Source organism: Kribbella shirazensis, assembly GCF_011761605.1.
Lineage (GTDB): Bacteria > Actinomycetota > Actinomycetes > Propionibacteriales > Kribbellaceae > Kribbella > Kribbella shirazensis.
The window spans coordinates 8,403,180-8,417,600 of record NZ_JAASRO010000001.1 but is presented as its reverse complement, the minus strand read 5'-3'; the positions used below and the strand labels follow the sequence as shown (position 1 = coordinate 8,417,600).

Genomic DNA, 14,421 nt, shown 5'->3' with positions numbered 1-14,421 from the left:
GAACGCCGAAATGTCGAGCGGTCCCGATTGCTTCCGACCTCTGCTGCGAAGATCCACCTACCTGCCCGAAAGGACACCGGCTCATGAAGTACCTGCTGCTCATCCACAGCAACCCGATCACCTGGGGCCACCCGTCGTTCCTGCACACCGAGGAAGGCCGGGCCCTGCCGAAGAAGGCCCGCAACGCGCTCGCCGCCCAACTCGACACCCTGCTGAACGAACTCGAGGCCAACGGCGAGCTGATCAACGCGGTCCCCCTGGATCCGCCGTCGAAGACCCGCGTCGTCCGGGTCCGCGAAGGCATCCGCGCCACGACGGACGGACCGTACTCCGAAGCCAAGGAACAACTCGCCGGCGTCTTCCTCATCGACGTCGCCACCCCCGAACGCGCCGAAGAAGTCGCCGCCACCATCCCCGAAGCAGAGTTCCACGCCGTCGAGGTCCGCCCGGTCTCGGTGTTCGACTGACGCGCGCTGGACCGGTCCGCCGGCTCCGTGCCGCGTGGGAGCGCCCGTGGCCCGGGTGGCACCTGATGGGTTAGCCCATGAGATGCAGGGTTTGCGATCGAGATCTCGGTCGCAAACCCTGCATCTCGGACGTCCACCCACCAGAGGCGGGGCTCAGCGTTCGACCAGGCGGGTGTGGTTTTTGGTGGTGGCGAGGGTGGGGTCGAGGGCGGCCAGGGCGAGCCAGGTGGCGCCGCCGACGCCGTCGCGGGCGGTCAGGACTTCGCCGGCAAAGTGTTGCCGGATCAGCTGTCCTACCGGTGAGGATTCACCGGCGACACTGCCGGCGAGCACCATCGGGCCCTTGTCCGACGTTGTCTTCAGCCGGGCGACTGTTTCTGTGAGCAACTCGGCTGCGCGTTTCACCAGCGCCCGTGCGTGTTCGTCCTCCTGTGCGTACGCCGCGATGACCGCCGGCGCCAGTTCTGCGAGGAGCACCGGCGGCCGACTGTTCACCGTCCGCACCAGATCGTCACGCAGCGCGTCGTAGCCTTCACGTTGTGCAGCAGCGTGTTCGTCCCGGTCGGGCAGGATCGTCTGTACGACGGCCTGCTCGAGCAGCCCCAGCGGCTCCCGGAGGTCCAGCGACTGCAGCACGCAACGGACCGCCTCCCGGCCGAGCCAGAAGCCTGATCCGTCGTCGCCGAGCAGCCAGCCGTGCCCGCCCGCGGTGCGTAGCAGTTGGTGGTTGCGCACCAGGCCGGCGTTGCTCCCGGTGCCCGCGATCAGCACGGTTCCGTCCGGTTCCGGCGTACCTGAGGCGAATGCGACCTCGAGATCGCCGATGTAGTCCGGTGGAACGGTGAGTCCGGCGCCGGTCCACGCGGCCTCGAACTGGGCGGCGACGTCCGGCCGGGCGAGCGCGACGCCGCCGGCCATCCCGACGACGCCCGCCTGCACGGCGGCCGGATCGAGCCCGGACAGTGCGGTGTGAAGCGCCTGCCCGAAGTTGGCCGCGGCACTTGCGGGATGACTCGTCGGATTTCCGCCCGCGGCAGCGCCGCGACCGATTACGTTGCCCTCGGAGTCCGCGACCACGATCCGGGTGGAGGTGCCGCCCAGGTCACCGCCGAGGACCAGTGGGCCGGCAGGTGTGCGGACCACTTGGTCGACAGGTGCGTCGTCAGCGTCCGGAAGCGGGCGTTCGACCGACATACGCGATGCTCCAAACTGCTCGAGAGAGCCTAAAAGTAAGCACAAAAACACGAGGTTACGCAACGGTCCCGATCTGGGAGATGACACGGATGAGCCTTGACTTTAGCTACGAGTTGAGAAAAGTTCTGTCCAGCAAACAGCAAACTTGCGCATTTGTCGGCACTTGGAGTGTCGCTGTGAGCAGATTGAGCGAGGGGTGGGCCCGCTGATGGCCAGCGATAACACGGGGGAGCACGGCACTGGCGCGCAGGGCGTGAGCGCGCAGGCTTATGTTCAAACGCTGATGCCGATCCTGGCCGCCGTCACCACGCAGATCGACGGGCCGATCCAGCAGGCCGCCGACCTGATGACCACCTCGCTGCGGGCGAACGGCGTGATCCAGGCCTTCGGCTCCGGGCACTCCGAGGCACTCGCGATGGAGATCGCCGGCCGGGCGGGCGGCCTGATCGCGACCAACCGGATCGCGTTGCGCGACCTGGTGCTGCTCGGCGGTGAGCCGCCGGAGTTGCTGCGCAGCGCGGAGCTCGAGCGCGACCCGGCGTACTCCCGCAAGCTCTACGAACTGTCCGCGGCCCGCGAGGGCGACCTGTTCGTCATCGCCTCCAACTCCGGTGTGAACGGCTCGATCGTCGAGCTCGCGAACGTCGTCAAGGAGAAGGGCCACCCGCTGATCGCGATCACGTCGCTGCAGCACACCGGTGGAATGGAGTCCCGGCACCCGTCAGGCAAGAAGCTGATCGACTTCGCGGACGTGGTGCTCGACAACCAGGCGCCGTACGGCGACTCGGTGCTCGACCTGCCCGGCGATGCGGGCAAGGTGTGCGCGGTGTCGTCCATCACCGCCGCGCTGATCGCCCAGCTGCTGGTCGCCGAGGTGCTGCGCCGGATGACCGATGCCGGCGAGACGCCTCCCGTGTACCTGTCGGCGAACATCCCCGGCGGTGACGAGCACAACCACGCCCTTGAAGCACGGTACGCCGGCCGCATCCGGCGTACTGCCTGAAACACCACTCGGAAGGCGGCATCATGACCACTCCCAACAACCTCCCGCGGCGGCTGTTCCTGCAGCGCGCAGCGGTCGGCACCCTGCTGACCGCGGGCGGGAGCACGCTGCTGGCCGCGTGCGCCAGCGGCGGCAGCGAGGACACCAGCAGCAACGACGGGGGCGGGACCAAGTCCGACGAGAACCCGTTCGGCGTGAAGGAAGACGCGCCGCTGGACGTGGTGATCTTCAAGGGCGGGTACGGCGACGACTACGCCAAGGCGCACGAGGCGCTGTACAGCAAGAAGTTCCCGAAGGCCGAGATCAGCCACAAGGGCATCACCGACATCACGCCGCAGCTGCAGCCGCGGTTCAACGGCGGCAACCCGCCGGACGTGATCGACAACTCCGGTGCGTCGGAGCTGCCGATGTCGACGCTGGCCAGCACCGGGCAGCTGGCCGACCTCACGGCCTTGCTGGACGCGCCGTCGGTCGACGACAAGGCCAAGAAGGTCAAGGACACCGTCGAGCCGATCGCGATCGAGGCGGCCCAGCTGAGCGGCAAGCCGCTCGTGCTCAAGTACGTGCTGACCGTCTACGCGCTGTGGTACAACAAGCCGCTGTTCGAGAAGAACGGCTGGGCGCCGGCGAAGACCTGGGCCGAGTTCCTGACGCTGTGCGAGGAGATCAAGAAGGCCGGCATCGCGCCGCTCGCGCACCAGGGCAAGCACCCGTACTACATCCACCAGATCGTGCTGGACATGGCCGTCAAGCACGGTGGCCAGGAGGTCATCAAGGCGATCGACTCGCTGGAGCCGAACGCCTGGATGCACCCGTCCATCAAGATGGCCGCCGAGGCGGTGCTCGAGCTCAAGGGCAAGGGCTACATCATGCAGGGCACCGAGGGCCTCGACCACATCCAGTCGCAGACGGCGTGGAACCAGGGCAAGGCGGCGTTCATCCCGTCCGGTTCCTGGCTGGAGAACGAGCAGAAGAAGGTCGCCCCGGCCGACTTCCAGACCACCGCGGCGTACACCCCGCTGCTGGACGGCGCGAAGCTGCCCGTGGACTGCACCGAGATCGCGGCCGGTGAGAACTTCATCGTCCCGGAGAAGGCGAAGAACAAGGCCGGTGGCCTGGAGTACCTGCGGATCATGCTGTCGAAGGAGGCGGCCGGCAAGTTCACCGAGCTGACCGGTTCCCCGACCATCGTCAAGGGTGCCGGCGAGGGCCTGAAGCTGAGCGCGGGCGCGTCCTCGGCGAGCGCGCTGCTGAAGTCCGGCGCCGACAACAACTGGACGGCGTACTTCGGCTCCTGGTACTCCACCATGTCGAAGCCGATCGAGAGTGTCGTCGGTGAGCTGGCCGCCGGCCGGATCACCGCGGACGAGTACCAGAAGCGGGTGCAGAAGATCGCGGACGACACGGCGAAGGACCCGAAGACCAAGAAGCAGACCCGCAGCTGAGCTGTTCCCGAGCGTGCTGAGCTGTGGGACTTTCGAGGGACCACAGCTCAGCTGTCTGTTGTAAGGAGAGAGATGCGGCACGGGAGTTACCGGTTCGTCGCGAGTTTCCTCGCGATCCCGCTGGCGTTGTACGTGGTCTTCGTGATCTCCCCGTTCGTCCAGGCGTTCTACTACTCGCTGACGGACTGGACCGGGATCTCGCCGAAGTTCGAGTTCGTCGGGTTCCAGAACTTCAAGGACCTGGCCAACGACGCGATCTTCAAGGCTTCGATCGGTCACAACCTGATCCTGCTGGTCGGAGTGCCGATCCTGACCATCGTGTTCGCCCTGGTCTTCGCCTACCTGCTGAACGTCGGCGGCAAGGCGAACAGCGCCGGCGTCCACGGTGTTCGCGGGAACGGCTTCTACAAGCTGGCCTTCTTCCTGCCGCAGGTGCTGTCGGTGCCGGTGATCGCGGTCATCTGGGCGACCGTGATGACGTCCACCGACAACGGCCTGCTGAACTCGGTGACGAAGAAGATCGGCCTCGGTACGTCGCAGTACCTGGCGTCGCCCAAGATCGCCTTGTACTGCGTGCTGTGGGTGATGGTCTGGGGCAGTGTCGGGTTCTACCTGGTGCTGTTCAACGCGGCGATGTCCGGTATCCCGAAGGACATCTTCGAGGCGGCGATCATCGACGGCGCCGGCCGGTTGTCGACGTTCTTCCGGATCACGCTGCCGCTGCTGTGGGACACCATCCAGACCGCGTGGGTGTACCTGGCGATTCTGGCCCTGGACGCGTACGCGCTGGTCGCGGTGATGACCGCGGGACCGGGCGGGCCGGACAACTCGACGTACGTGATGGGCCTGGCGATCGCCGACAACGGGTTCCAGTACGGCCGGGCCGGGTACGCGTCCGCGATGGGCGTGGTGCTGTTCTTCCTGACGCTGATCATCGCCGCCGTCATGCTCCGGGCCACCCGGCGCGAGCGGATCGAATACTGAGGGGCCTGCTATGACACTGCAGATCGATGTCGAGGGCCGGACCCAGGAATCGGCCGGCGGACCCGAGGCGGTCGGCGACAAGGGCGCTTTCAGCCCGGTCAACGTGTTCTCGCACGCGGTGCTGATCGGCTGGAGCATCCTGGTCCTCGTACCGTTCGGCTGGGCGCTGATCGCCTCGCTGAAGAGCACCGGCGAGATCTTCGGCGACAACCCGTGGGCGCTGCCGGAGAAGCTGCTCTGGGAGAACTTCGCCAACGCCTGGGACAAGGGCGTCGGCGACTACCTGCTGAACAGTGTGGTCGTGGTGGCCGGCGGCGTGTTCGGGACGATGCTGTTCGGCTCGATGGTCGCCTACGTGCTGGCCCGCTACGAGTTCCCCGGGAACCGGATCATCTACTACCTGTTCGCGGCCGGGATGATGTTCCCGACGTTCCTGGCGATCGTGCCGCTGTTCTTCGTGGTCAAGGGCTTCGGGATGGTGTCGACGTACCAGGGCCTGATCCTGGTCTACATCGCCTACTCGCTGCCGTTCACGGTGTTCTTCATGCACTCGTTCTTCCGGACGTTGCCGACCTCGATCGCCGAGGCCGCGCTGGTCGACGGCGCGGGGCACGCCACCACGTTCTTCCGGGTGATGCTGCCGATGGCCAAGCCCGGTCTGCTCAGCGTCGGCATCTTCAACGTGCTCGGTCAGTTCAACCAGTTCGTCCTGCCGAGCTTCCTGTCGCCGGAGAAGCCGGTGCTCTCGCAGGGCATCGCGACCCTGCTGGGCAGTCAGCGGTACGACAACGACTGGGGAACGCTCTTCGCGGCGCTGACGATCGCCATGGTCCCCGTGATCGTGGTGTACCTGATCTTCTACCGCCAGGTGCAGGCAGGTCTGACCGGCGCCACCCTGAAGTAATAGCCTGCCGGGGTGCTGAGACGGCGGACGTTACTGCAAGGGGCCCTGGCCGGTGCGGTCCTGACCGGCTGTTCAAGCGCGCCGGTCGCTCCAACGGTGTCGCCGGAGAACCCGTTCACGGTGGACGGGAACGCTCCGGTCGACCTGGTCATCGGCGAGGAGTACGGCGGGTTCGCCGCGGCGGCGTACCGGAAGAAGTACGCCGCCGCCGTCATCACGCCGAAGGTGTCGGCGCGACTGTCGGAGGAGATGCTGCCGCGGTTCGCCACCGGCACCCCGCCCGACGTCGTCCTCAACACCGGCGACGACACCCTGGAGCTCGGTCGGCTGGTCAAGGAGAACCAGCTCGCCGACCTGCAGCAGCTGCTGGACGCGCCGTCGTGGGACAACCAGGCCACGAAGGTCCAGGACCAGCTGCTGCCCGGCTTGCTGGACGTCGGCCGGTACGACGGCACGCAGCGGACCGTCAACTACGTCGCGACTGTGTACGGGATCTGGTACTCGGCCAGCCTGTTCCAGCGCAACGGCTGGGAGGTGCCGCGCTCCTGGCCGGACCTGCTTGCCCTCGGCACCGACATGAAGGCCGCCGGTCTCGGCCCGTTCATCTACGCCGGCACGCACCCGTACTACCTCCTCGAGCTGGTGCTCACGCTGGCCGCCAAGACCGGCGGGCCGGACGTGATGAAGCGGATCGACAACCTCGAGGACGGCGCCTGGAAGGACGAGAACGTCACCAAGGCGATCACCGCCGTCGGCGAGCTCACCAAGCGCGGCCTGCTCGCGCCGGGCACCGCGCAGTACGACCATGTCGGCTCGCAGAAGCGGTTCCTCGCCTCGAAGGCCGGGATGCTGCCGTGCGGGAACTGGCTCGAGAACGAGATGAAGGGCCAGGTCCGGGACGAGTTCGCGCTGTCCCTGTTCGCCGTACCGCCGCTGGACGCGTCCCCGGCGCTCGCGAGCGGACTGCACGTTGCGGCGACCGCGCCGTTCCTGGTGCCGGAGAAGGCGAAGAACAAGGCCGGCGGGCTCGAGTACCTGCGGGCGCTCCTGACCAAGGACGTCGCCGCGCAGGTCAGCTCGGAGTCCAACCAACTCACCATCGTCCGGGGCGCGGCCGACGGGCTGGAGTTGGGTACGGCGCTCCGCTCGGCACGTGACCTGCTGACGGCGGCCGGCGACCAGCTCATCACCTGGTACTTCGACACGTGGTACCCCGCGTTCGCGAACGCGGCCGCGGAGGCGACGGGGCAGTTCATGGCGGGCGGCCTGCAGCAGTCCGAGTGGACCGCGCGCATCCAGGCCGCCGCCGACCAGCTCAAGCAGGACTCCGCGGTCACGAAGTACCACCGCGACTGAGACCTGGGTGGCGGCTGATCGGCAGCTCGACTGGTAGTGCACTGCGATACGGTGTACGCGCCGACACCGATCAGGCGTAGGTGCACTACCCAGCCGCGCGACACGTCCTGTCCAACGGCACATAGTGGCGGCCCACTCATGAGCGGCCGGGGTCGAGGAGTCCCCGGGATCAGCGCAATCCACCCGCACGTGCGTCAGGAGAGCCGGCAACACCGGCCAAAACACCGTCGCCGGAGGCAGGTGGTTCGCCGTACGCTCTGAGTGGGGAGTGAGAGCGATGGCGTGGCTGGCCGCTTTGGGTCTGTTCCTGGGGTTGTGTGCCCTGCTATGCCTCCTGCTGCCGAACCCGCCGCCGTCGCGCTGGCGTAGCGGTCTCCAGCGGCGTACGGCGCGGCTGCTCCGCCGACTGCGCCGGCATCCGAAGCCGGAGCCGGACCCGTTCGACACGCTGCGCCTGCAGACCCGCCTCGGCCACCTGGCCGGCAAGATCCGCACCGTCGAGTCCGCGCCGCACGTCTACGCCCGCGCCCACCGCCTGATGGCGCTCGAGGCGGCGTACGACGACCTCCTCGACGAGGCCTGCCGCCTGGCGGGAATACCCGACCCCGACGCCGCGCGGCCCGAGGACAAGCGCTGGCAGGAGGAGCAGGAGCTCACCTCACGCGGCTGGAGTTGGTGACTCGTACCGCCCGGGTGCGGGTTGGACTTCGGTCGCTGGCAGAATCGGTCGCATGTCCCATGCTGCGTCTGACCCCTCCGCAGCCGGTTCCCAGCGACGCCCCCGCGTGCTCTCCGGGATCCAGCCGACGGCGGACTCCTTCCACTTCGGCAACTACCTCGGCGCGTTGCGGCAGTGGGTGGCCCTGCAGGACGACCACGACGCGTTCTACTGCGTCGTCGACCTGCACGCGATCACCGTGGAGTACGAGCCGAAGGCGCTCCGCGAGCGCACCCGCCGATCCGCGGCGCAGCTGCTCGCGGCCGGTATCGACCCGGAGCGGTCCACCCTGTTCGTCCAGTCGCACGTGCCCGAGCACGCGCAGCTTGGCTGGGTGATGGGCTGCATCACCGGGTTCGGCGAGGCCAGCCGGATGACGCAGTTCAAGGACAAGACGGCCAAGGGCGGCGCCGACCGCGCCACCGTCGGCCTGTTCACGTACCCGATCCTGCAGGCGGCGGACATCCTGGTCTACCAGGCGGACCGCGTCCCGGTCGGCGAGGACCAGCGCCAGCACGTGGAGCTGACCCGCGACCTGGCGCAGCGGTTCAACCACCGGTTCGGCAAGACCTTCCGGGTTCCCGAGGCGCATATCGTCAAGGAGACCGCGAAGATCTTCGACCTGCAGGACCCGACCGCGAAGATGAGCAAGTCCGGCTCGTCGCCGGCCGGCATCATCGACCTGCTCGACGACCCGAAGGCGAGCGCGAAGAAGATCCGGTCCGCGGTCACCGACTCCGGCCGCGACGTGATCTTCGACCAGGAGAACAAGCCCGGCGTCGCGAACCTGCTGACCATCTACTCCGCCCTGACCGGTAAGAAGATCAGCGAGCTCGAGGACGAATACGCCGGCCGCGGGTACGGCGACTTCAAGAAGGACCTGGCCGACGTCGTGGTCGAGTTCGTCACCCCGTTCCGGGAGAAGACGCTCGGCTACCTCGACGACAAGGCACAGCTGGACGCGATCCTGGCGGCCGGCGCCGAGCGCGCCCGGGCAGTCACCGAGCCGACGCTGCAACGGGTCTACGACCGGCTGGGCTTCGTACCCGGCCCGGCCGTGGGCCGGTAGCCGCGGATGACGTTACTGATGCCGCGACTCCGTCGCGGCGGGTCATGGGGCTGTTGCTCCCGGTCTTCCCTCGTCGCTCTGGTCGCTTCGCTCCCGCCGCTCCTCAGTCCAGACCGGGAGGCCCCATGACCACGATCGGTGTCGCGATCCCGATCGCTGAGCCGTACGGCACGGAGTTGCAGAAGTACCGCGCCGACTTCGGTGATCCGATGGCCGCGTCGATCCCGACCCACGTCACGTTGCTGCCGCCGACCGAGATCGAGGCCGGGGACCTGGACCTGATCGACGAGCACCTGCTCGCGGTCGCGGCGCGGTTCCCGCCGTTCCGGATCCGGCTGCGCGGTACGGCGACGTTCCGGCCGATCTCGCCGGTGGTGTTCGTGCCGCTGGCCGAGGGCATCTCGTCCTGCGAGGTGCTGCAGTCGCAGGTGCGCTCCGGTCCGCTCCGGATCGACCTGAAGTTCCCGTACCACCCGCACGTCACGGTCGCGCACGATCTGGACAAGGCGGCGCTGGACCGTGCGTACGACGCCTTGTCGGAGTACGACTGCGCCTTCGACGTCGAGCACTTCAGCCGTTACGAGCACGGCGCGGACGGCGTGTGGCGCCCGCAGCGCTCGTTCCCGCTGGCAGGCTGAGTCTCCTCGTCTGCGGGTACAGGAGAGCAATGAAGCAACTGAAGTCGCTCTGGAAGCGGTTCAGCCGGACGCAGCTCTGGCGGGCCTGGAAGCGGTACGGCGACCGCCGGGGCAACCGGCTGGCCGGCGCGACGAGCTTCTTCGGGTTCCTGTCGCTGTTCCCGCTGATCGTGCTGACCGCGGCGATCATCGGCCCGCTGCTCGGTGACGACGCGATCAAGGCGCTCAAGGACGCGTTGCAGCAGAACCTGCCGGGCGTCGGCGACAAGATCGACATCGACTCGCTGATCGCGCACGCGGGGACCATCGGCCTGATCTCGGGCGTCTCGCTGCTGTTCACGGGGCTCGGGTGGATCGACTCGCTGCGGGCCTCGATCCGCTCGATGCACGAACTGGACGACGAGCCGGGCAACGTGGTCAAGCTCAAGGTCGTCGACCTGGGCGCGCTGGTCGGTCTCGGCCTGACCGGTCTGATCGCGACCGGCGCCTCGTCGGTGCTGACCGGTCTGTCCGAGCGCATCGTGGGCTGGGTGGACCTGGACGGCACCTGGTTGGCGGAGTGGGGCCTCGCCCTGATCAGCCTGGTGATCGGGATCGCCGCCGGCGCCGTGCTGTTCGTGTACCTGCAGACGGCCCTGCCGCGGATCATCCTGCCGCGCAGGGTGTCGCTGATCGCCGCGCTGGTGGGCGGCATCGTGTTCTACCTGGCACAGCGGCTCGGCAACCTCTACGTCAACCACGTCCTCGGGGCGAACGCGGCGTACGGCGCTCTGGCCCTGCCGCTGGCCCTGCTGGTGTGGATCTACCTGATGACGCGGGTGATCATGCTGATCGCGGCCTGGACGAAGGAGGCGACCCTCGACGCCCGAGCCTTGGAGGAGACTCCCGAAGAGGCCGCCGAGTCGAACGCGGAACCGCGAGCCGTGGAGCCCGAGCCGTTGCTGCCCGGACCGCCCGGCAAGCGGTACAAGGTCGTCCCGGTCCCACAACGCAGGGCGGACACCGTCGCGGTCGCCGCAGGCGCCGTCCTGGGCGTCACCATGACCACCCTGGCCGTACAAGCGGCCCGGGCGATGCGCTCGATCCGCCGCCGCTGAGACGCCGGATCTCGGTGGACGGTCGCGTCCGCGCGGGTGGAGGATGCGAGGAGTCCAGTCGGCCGGTACCCCGTGAGGAGCTCTCGTGCGCCCTCTCATCCTCCGCCACAGTCTGTCCCTCGACGGTTACGGCGCCCCTCCGGAGGGCGTGCCTGACGACTCCTTCGCGGAGTACGACGAGGACGAGGAGTTCGTCGCGCACATGGCCGGCGTCCTCGGAAGCGCAGGCGTGCATGCGATGGGCGCGACGGCGTACCGGCAGATGGCCGGGCACTGGCCCTTCCAGGACGGACCGGAGGCCGAGGCGATGAACCGGATCCCGAAGGTCGTGTTCTCCCGCAGCCCGATCGACACCCCGTGGGAGACGACGACGGTCTGCTCCGGTGACCTCGCCACCGAGATCGCGGCCCTGAAGGCGCAGGACGGCGGCCCGATCCTGGCTCACGGCGGCGTGCGGTTCGCGCAGGCGCTCGTCCGCGAAGGGCTCGTCGACGAGTACCACCTGCTGATCAGTCCGGTCGCGCATGGCGGCGGCGGTCAGCTGTTCACCGGGTTCACGAAGCTGAAGCTGGTCGACGTGAAGTCGTTCCCGCGGGGCAATCTCGCGCTGACGTATCAGCCTGCTTCCTAGTGACGGCGGCGGCGTAGGGTCCGCGGGCGGCGGAGGAAGAGGCCGAGGAGCAGGACCGGCGGTGCGGCGTACGCCCAGGCAGGGACGCGGAACGCGAGCGACTGGACGGCCTGGCCGGGATTGAGCGCGGTACGCGCCTGCGGCTGTCGCGCCGTACCGGGGTTCGGCTTGGTGGTGCCGGACCGGTCCTGCGGCTGGGCCTTGGGCGGGACGGCCGCCGGCTTGACGAGTGTGCCGACAGGCTTGAGCTTGCCGTAGTTCGTGAACGTCCAGGTCAGCAGGTTGCTGGCGTCCTCGGTGATGCCGTGCGGCGCGTTCATCATCGTGACCACCAGCGTGTGCCCGTTGCGGCGGGCGGCGCCGATGAACGTGTTGCGGGCCAGCGTCGTGTAGCCGGTCTTGACGCCGAGGGCGCCGTCGTACCCGAACAGCAGCTTGTTCTGGTTCGCGACCTGGTACGTGCCCTTGTTGCCGACGTTCGGGAAGTTCGTGTACTTCGTCGCGGCGTACTTCGCGAAGTCCTGCCGGGCCAGTCCGGCCTTGGCGAACAGGGCCAGGTCGTAGGCGCTCGAGTACTGCCCGTCGGCGTCCAGACCGGTCGGGTCGGTGACGTGCGTGTCGAGCGCGCCGATCTCCTTGGCCTTGGCGTTCATCCGCTGGACGGTCGCCGGTACGCCGCCCCGGTCGTGAGCGCACAGTGCGTGCACGGCGTCGTTCCCCGACGCCAGGAACATGCCCTGGAAGAGCAGGTCGACGGTGTAGCGCAGGCCCGGGTACACGCCGACCTTGCTGCCGACGATCCCGGCGTCCGCGTCGGATCCGATCACCGGATCGGTCTTCTTCAGCCGGGGCAGGAGGACGAGGGCGGTCAGCGCCTTGAGCGTGCTGGCCGGGCGGAGCTTCGCGTGCGGGGCCTTGGCCGCCAGCACCTGACCGGTGTCGATGTCCGCCACGACGTACGCCGACGCCTGCACTGCCGGCGGCGTCGCGCCCTTGGCGACCACCGTCGGCTTCGCGGTCAGCAGGTCGCCGCCGACCGGGACCTGTGGGCCCTGGCCGGCGGCTGTCGCTGTCAGAGGCCCGGCGACCACCAGTGCGGTGGTCGCGCAAGCCGTCAGAAGCAAACGCATCGCGGGCACTCTAGTTGCCCGGTGGTGCGGATGTCACAGGCGGGTCTCACCCACGGTACGCCGTCCACATGTCGCTGATCCGGGTCGACTGACCGGGGGTGAACTGGTTGTAGCAGGCGTCGTACGAGTAGTCCATGTAGTTGTGGATCGGGTCCAGACCGGGCAACGAGCAGGAGTCCCGGCCCTCCGGACAGCCGCTGGACGAGCTGCTCTGGGCGGGCGTGTCGGCCACCGAGTCGTTCGTGCTCGTGCAGCCGCCCTGGAACGTGTGGTACAGCCCGAACCAGTGGCCGGCCTCGTGTGTGGCGGTCTTGCCGAGGTCGTAGTTCGTCGCTGAGCCGCCGGGCAGCGAGGCGTAGTGCACCCGGATGCCGTCGATCTTCGGGTTGCGCGCGTAGTCCCACGGGAACGTGGCGATGCCGAGGTACGAGAAGTCCACCAGCCAGATGTTCAGCGCGTTCGCGCCGCCCTTGCGGGTCTGGGAGCGGTACTGCGTGCTCTGCCGGTCGTTGTGCCACTGGTTGTTGTTGTACCGGTACGTCCCGGCCAGCTGGAAGCTGAACCCGGTGTTCGCTGCCTGCGACGACTCCTGGCCGGCGAAGTTCTGGTTGAGCTCGGCGATCTGCTGCGCGATCTGCGTGTCGGTGACGTCACCGGCACCGGAGCTGCTCCGCATCACGTGCACGTACACCGGCACACTCGCGGACGCCAGCGTCCCGGCCTTCGGGGCGAGTCCACGGGCCGCCTTGGCCTTCAGGATCTGCGCGGTCCGGGCGTCGATGGCCTTCTGCTCGGCAGCCGACAGCTCCCGATGGTCGGCCCCGAAACCACCACGTGCGGCGGATCCTTCCTCAGGCGTGACACAGGCCGGGTTCCCGGTCTGGTCGGCGGGCAACATCGCAGTCGCCTGCCCACCGAGCGGGCTGAACGTCAGCGCCGTACCAGCCAGCAGAACGGCCAGGGCGCGGGGACGGGTAACGAAAGAACGCATAGCGGTCCTCCAGAATCGGGCCGCTTTGGGCGGTGCGGCCGAATCCGGCGATTTTCCCCACCATCCCGGGATTCACCAACCCCTTCCCTGGCCCCCTGGTGCCACGGCACCACAGCGCCGCTCGACCAGCACATGCCGCACCCCCGGCTGCAGCGAGGGGCCGGGGGCACGGTGCGAACAAGTGTGGTCAGTTGGCGGTGACGCAGGTGACGAACGGCTGGATGGTGATCGAGCCCTTGGGGTCATTGTTGGTCAGCGCGATCGTCCAGGAGGTAGCGGTCGCGACACCCTCGACCTCGGTCACGTCGCTCGGGTAGGAGCCGTTCATGACCACGTCGGCGGCCGTGCCGCTGCCGGTGTCCCACTTGAGCCCGCCGCCGATCGCCTTCTTTCCCGCGGCACAGTCGAGCTTCACGGCGCTGAAGCCCTTGGGCACGGTCTGGGTCGGGCCGACGACGGCGAGACCGGACACGCCGTCCTTGCCATCGGCACCGGCCGGGCCAGCGGGGCCTTCCGGGCCGGCAGGACCGGCGGGTCCCGCCTCACCCGTGCTGGGCTTGTTGAGCTTGTCGCGCACTGCGGGGGCGAGATCGCTCTCGATCAGCGATCCGTCGACGACCTGGAGAGATGCGACCGAGCGTGCGCACAGCGGGTAGGTCAGGTACTTGCATCCGGTCTCGCCGGCGGCGTTCGCGGCAACCGCGCCTGCGCCGATCATGCCGACCGCGGCGATGCCGGCGGCGACGAGCTTCTTTTTCTTGCTATTGAAGAGCCTCACTACTACTTCCCCTTCA

General features: G+C 68.3%; 15 protein-coding genes. 11 read left to right on the top strand and 4 right to left on the bottom strand.

Going from position 1 to position 14,421, the window contains the following annotated elements; translation table 11 throughout:
- Window positions 1-83: 83 nt before the first annotated feature.
- Complete coding sequence (locus BJY22_RS40025; RefSeq protein ID WP_167217381.1) at window positions 84-467, top strand: YciI family protein; 384 nt, start codon at window positions 84-86, stop codon at window positions 465-467.
- 153 nt (window positions 468-620) lie between these two features.
- On the opposite strand, the gene BJY22_RS40020 is transcribed toward BJY22_RS40025, so the two are convergent.
- A complete protein-coding gene (locus BJY22_RS40020; protein WP_167217379.1) occupies window positions 621-1,661 on the bottom strand; it encodes an N-acetylglucosamine kinase in 1,041 nt (346 codons plus the stop codon).
- A gap of 208 nt (window positions 1,662-1,869) precedes the next feature.
- On the opposite strand from BJY22_RS40020, the gene BJY22_RS40015 reads away from it, so the two are divergent.
- The 10 genes from BJY22_RS40015 to BJY22_RS39970 all read left to right on the top strand — a co-directional run bounded on the left by BJY22_RS40015 (window position 1,870) and on the right by BJY22_RS39970 (window position 11,506).
- A complete protein-coding gene (locus BJY22_RS40015; protein WP_167217377.1) occupies window positions 1,870-2,664 on the top strand; it encodes a sugar isomerase domain-containing protein in 795 nt (264 codons plus the stop codon).
- Between the two features lie 23 nt (window positions 2,665-2,687).
- Window positions 2,688-4,109, top strand: coding sequence for an N-acetylglucosamine/diacetylchitobiose ABC transporter substrate-binding protein (gene ngcE, locus BJY22_RS40010; RefSeq protein WP_167217375.1), 1,422 nt, complete (start codon window positions 2,688-2,690; stop codon window positions 4,107-4,109).
- A 72-nt stretch (window positions 4,110-4,181) separates the two neighbouring features.
- Window positions 4,182-5,093 carry a carbohydrate ABC transporter permease gene (locus BJY22_RS40005; RefSeq protein WP_167217373.1) on the top strand — a complete coding sequence of 304 codons (912 nt, stop codon included), beginning with the start codon at window positions 4,182-4,184 and terminating at the stop codon, window positions 5,091-5,093.
- A gap of 10 nt (window positions 5,094-5,103) precedes the next feature.
- Window positions 5,104-5,997 (top strand): carbohydrate ABC transporter permease, encoded by an 894-nt coding sequence (locus BJY22_RS40000; RefSeq protein WP_167217371.1) that lies wholly within the window; start codon window positions 5,104-5,106, stop codon window positions 5,995-5,997.
- Between the two features lie 12 nt (window positions 5,998-6,009).
- On the top strand, window positions 6,010-7,353 hold the full coding sequence (ngcE, locus tag BJY22_RS39995; protein ID WP_167217369.1) for an N-acetylglucosamine/diacetylchitobiose ABC transporter substrate-binding protein: 1,344 nt from the start codon (window positions 6,010-6,012) through the stop codon (window positions 7,351-7,353).
- A 277-nt stretch (window positions 7,354-7,630) separates the two neighbouring features.
- The gene (locus tag BJY22_RS39990; RefSeq protein WP_202891481.1) at window positions 7,631-8,032 is read left to right on the top strand and encodes a hypothetical protein; all 402 of its coding nucleotides are present in this window, start codon (window positions 7,631-7,633) and stop codon (window positions 8,030-8,032) included.
- A 52-nt stretch (window positions 8,033-8,084) separates the two neighbouring features.
- Entirely contained in the window at window positions 8,085-9,140 is a 1,056-nt protein-coding gene (trpS, locus tag BJY22_RS39985; protein ID WP_167217367.1) for a tryptophan--tRNA ligase, read from the top strand.
- Window positions 9,141-9,265: 125 nt separating this feature from the next.
- Entirely contained in the window at window positions 9,266-9,778 is a 513-nt protein-coding gene (locus tag BJY22_RS39980; RefSeq protein WP_167217365.1) for a 2'-5' RNA ligase family protein, read from the top strand.
- Between the two features lie 29 nt (window positions 9,779-9,807).
- Window positions 9,808-10,875: a YihY/virulence factor BrkB family protein gene (locus BJY22_RS39975; protein WP_167217363.1), complete on the top strand. Its 1,068-nt coding sequence runs from the start codon at window positions 9,808-9,810 to the stop codon at window positions 10,873-10,875.
- Between the two features lie 85 nt (window positions 10,876-10,960).
- A complete protein-coding gene (locus BJY22_RS39970) occupies window positions 10,961-11,506 on the top strand; it encodes a dihydrofolate reductase family protein (protein WP_167217361.1) in 546 nt (181 codons plus the stop codon).
- Here BJY22_RS39970 and BJY22_RS39965 read toward each other — a convergent pair.
- From BJY22_RS39965 to BJY22_RS42255, 3 genes are all read right to left on the bottom strand, one after another.
- A complete protein-coding gene (locus BJY22_RS39965; protein WP_167217360.1) occupies window positions 11,503-12,636 on the bottom strand; it encodes a D-alanyl-D-alanine carboxypeptidase family protein in 1,134 nt (377 codons plus the stop codon). The two genes, BJY22_RS39970 and BJY22_RS39965, sit on opposite strands and share 4 nt — an antisense overlap.
- Before the next feature lie 46 nt (window positions 12,637-12,682).
- On the bottom strand, window positions 12,683-13,627 hold the full coding sequence (locus BJY22_RS39960) for a zinc metalloprotease (RefSeq protein ID WP_167217358.1): 945 nt from the start codon (window positions 13,625-13,627) through the stop codon (window positions 12,683-12,685).
- A gap of 187 nt (window positions 13,628-13,814) precedes the next feature.
- Window positions 13,815-14,405, bottom strand: coding sequence for a collagen-like protein (locus BJY22_RS42255; protein ID WP_167217356.1), 591 nt, complete (start codon window positions 14,403-14,405; stop codon window positions 13,815-13,817).
- Window positions 14,406-14,421 lie beyond the last annotated feature (16 nt).

Coding starts and splice junctions, on each gene's coding strand:
- BJY22_RS40025 (WP_167217381.1), top strand. CDS start 84: ATGAAGTACCTGCTGCTCATCCACAGCAACCCGATCACCTGGGGCCAC.
- BJY22_RS40020 (WP_167217379.1), bottom strand. CDS start 1,661: ATGTCGGTCGAACGCCCGCTTCCGGACGCTGACGACGCACCTGTCGAC.
- BJY22_RS40015 (WP_167217377.1), top strand. CDS start 1,870: ATGGCCAGCGATAACACGGGGGAGCACGGCACTGGCGCGCAGGGCGTG.
- ngcE (WP_167217375.1), top strand. CDS start 2,688: ATGACCACTCCCAACAACCTCCCGCGGCGGCTGTTCCTGCAGCGCGCA.
- BJY22_RS40005 (WP_167217373.1), top strand. CDS start 4,182: ATGCGGCACGGGAGTTACCGGTTCGTCGCGAGTTTCCTCGCGATCCCG.
- BJY22_RS40000 (WP_167217371.1), top strand. CDS start 5,104: ATGACACTGCAGATCGATGTCGAGGGCCGGACCCAGGAATCGGCCGGC.
- BJY22_RS39990 (WP_202891481.1), top strand. CDS start 7,631: ATGGCGTGGCTGGCCGCTTTGGGTCTGTTCCTGGGGTTGTGTGCCCTG.
- trpS (WP_167217367.1), top strand. CDS start 8,085: ATGTCCCATGCTGCGTCTGACCCCTCCGCAGCCGGTTCCCAGCGACGC.
- BJY22_RS39980 (WP_167217365.1), top strand. CDS start 9,266: ATGACCACGATCGGTGTCGCGATCCCGATCGCTGAGCCGTACGGCACG.
- BJY22_RS39975 (WP_167217363.1), top strand. CDS start 9,808: ATGAAGCAACTGAAGTCGCTCTGGAAGCGGTTCAGCCGGACGCAGCTC.
- BJY22_RS39965 (WP_167217360.1), bottom strand. CDS start 12,636: ATGCGTTTGCTTCTGACGGCTTGCGCGACCACCGCACTGGTGGTCGCC.
- BJY22_RS39960 (WP_167217358.1), bottom strand. CDS start 13,627: ATGCGTTCTTTCGTTACCCGTCCCCGCGCCCTGGCCGTTCTGCTGGCT.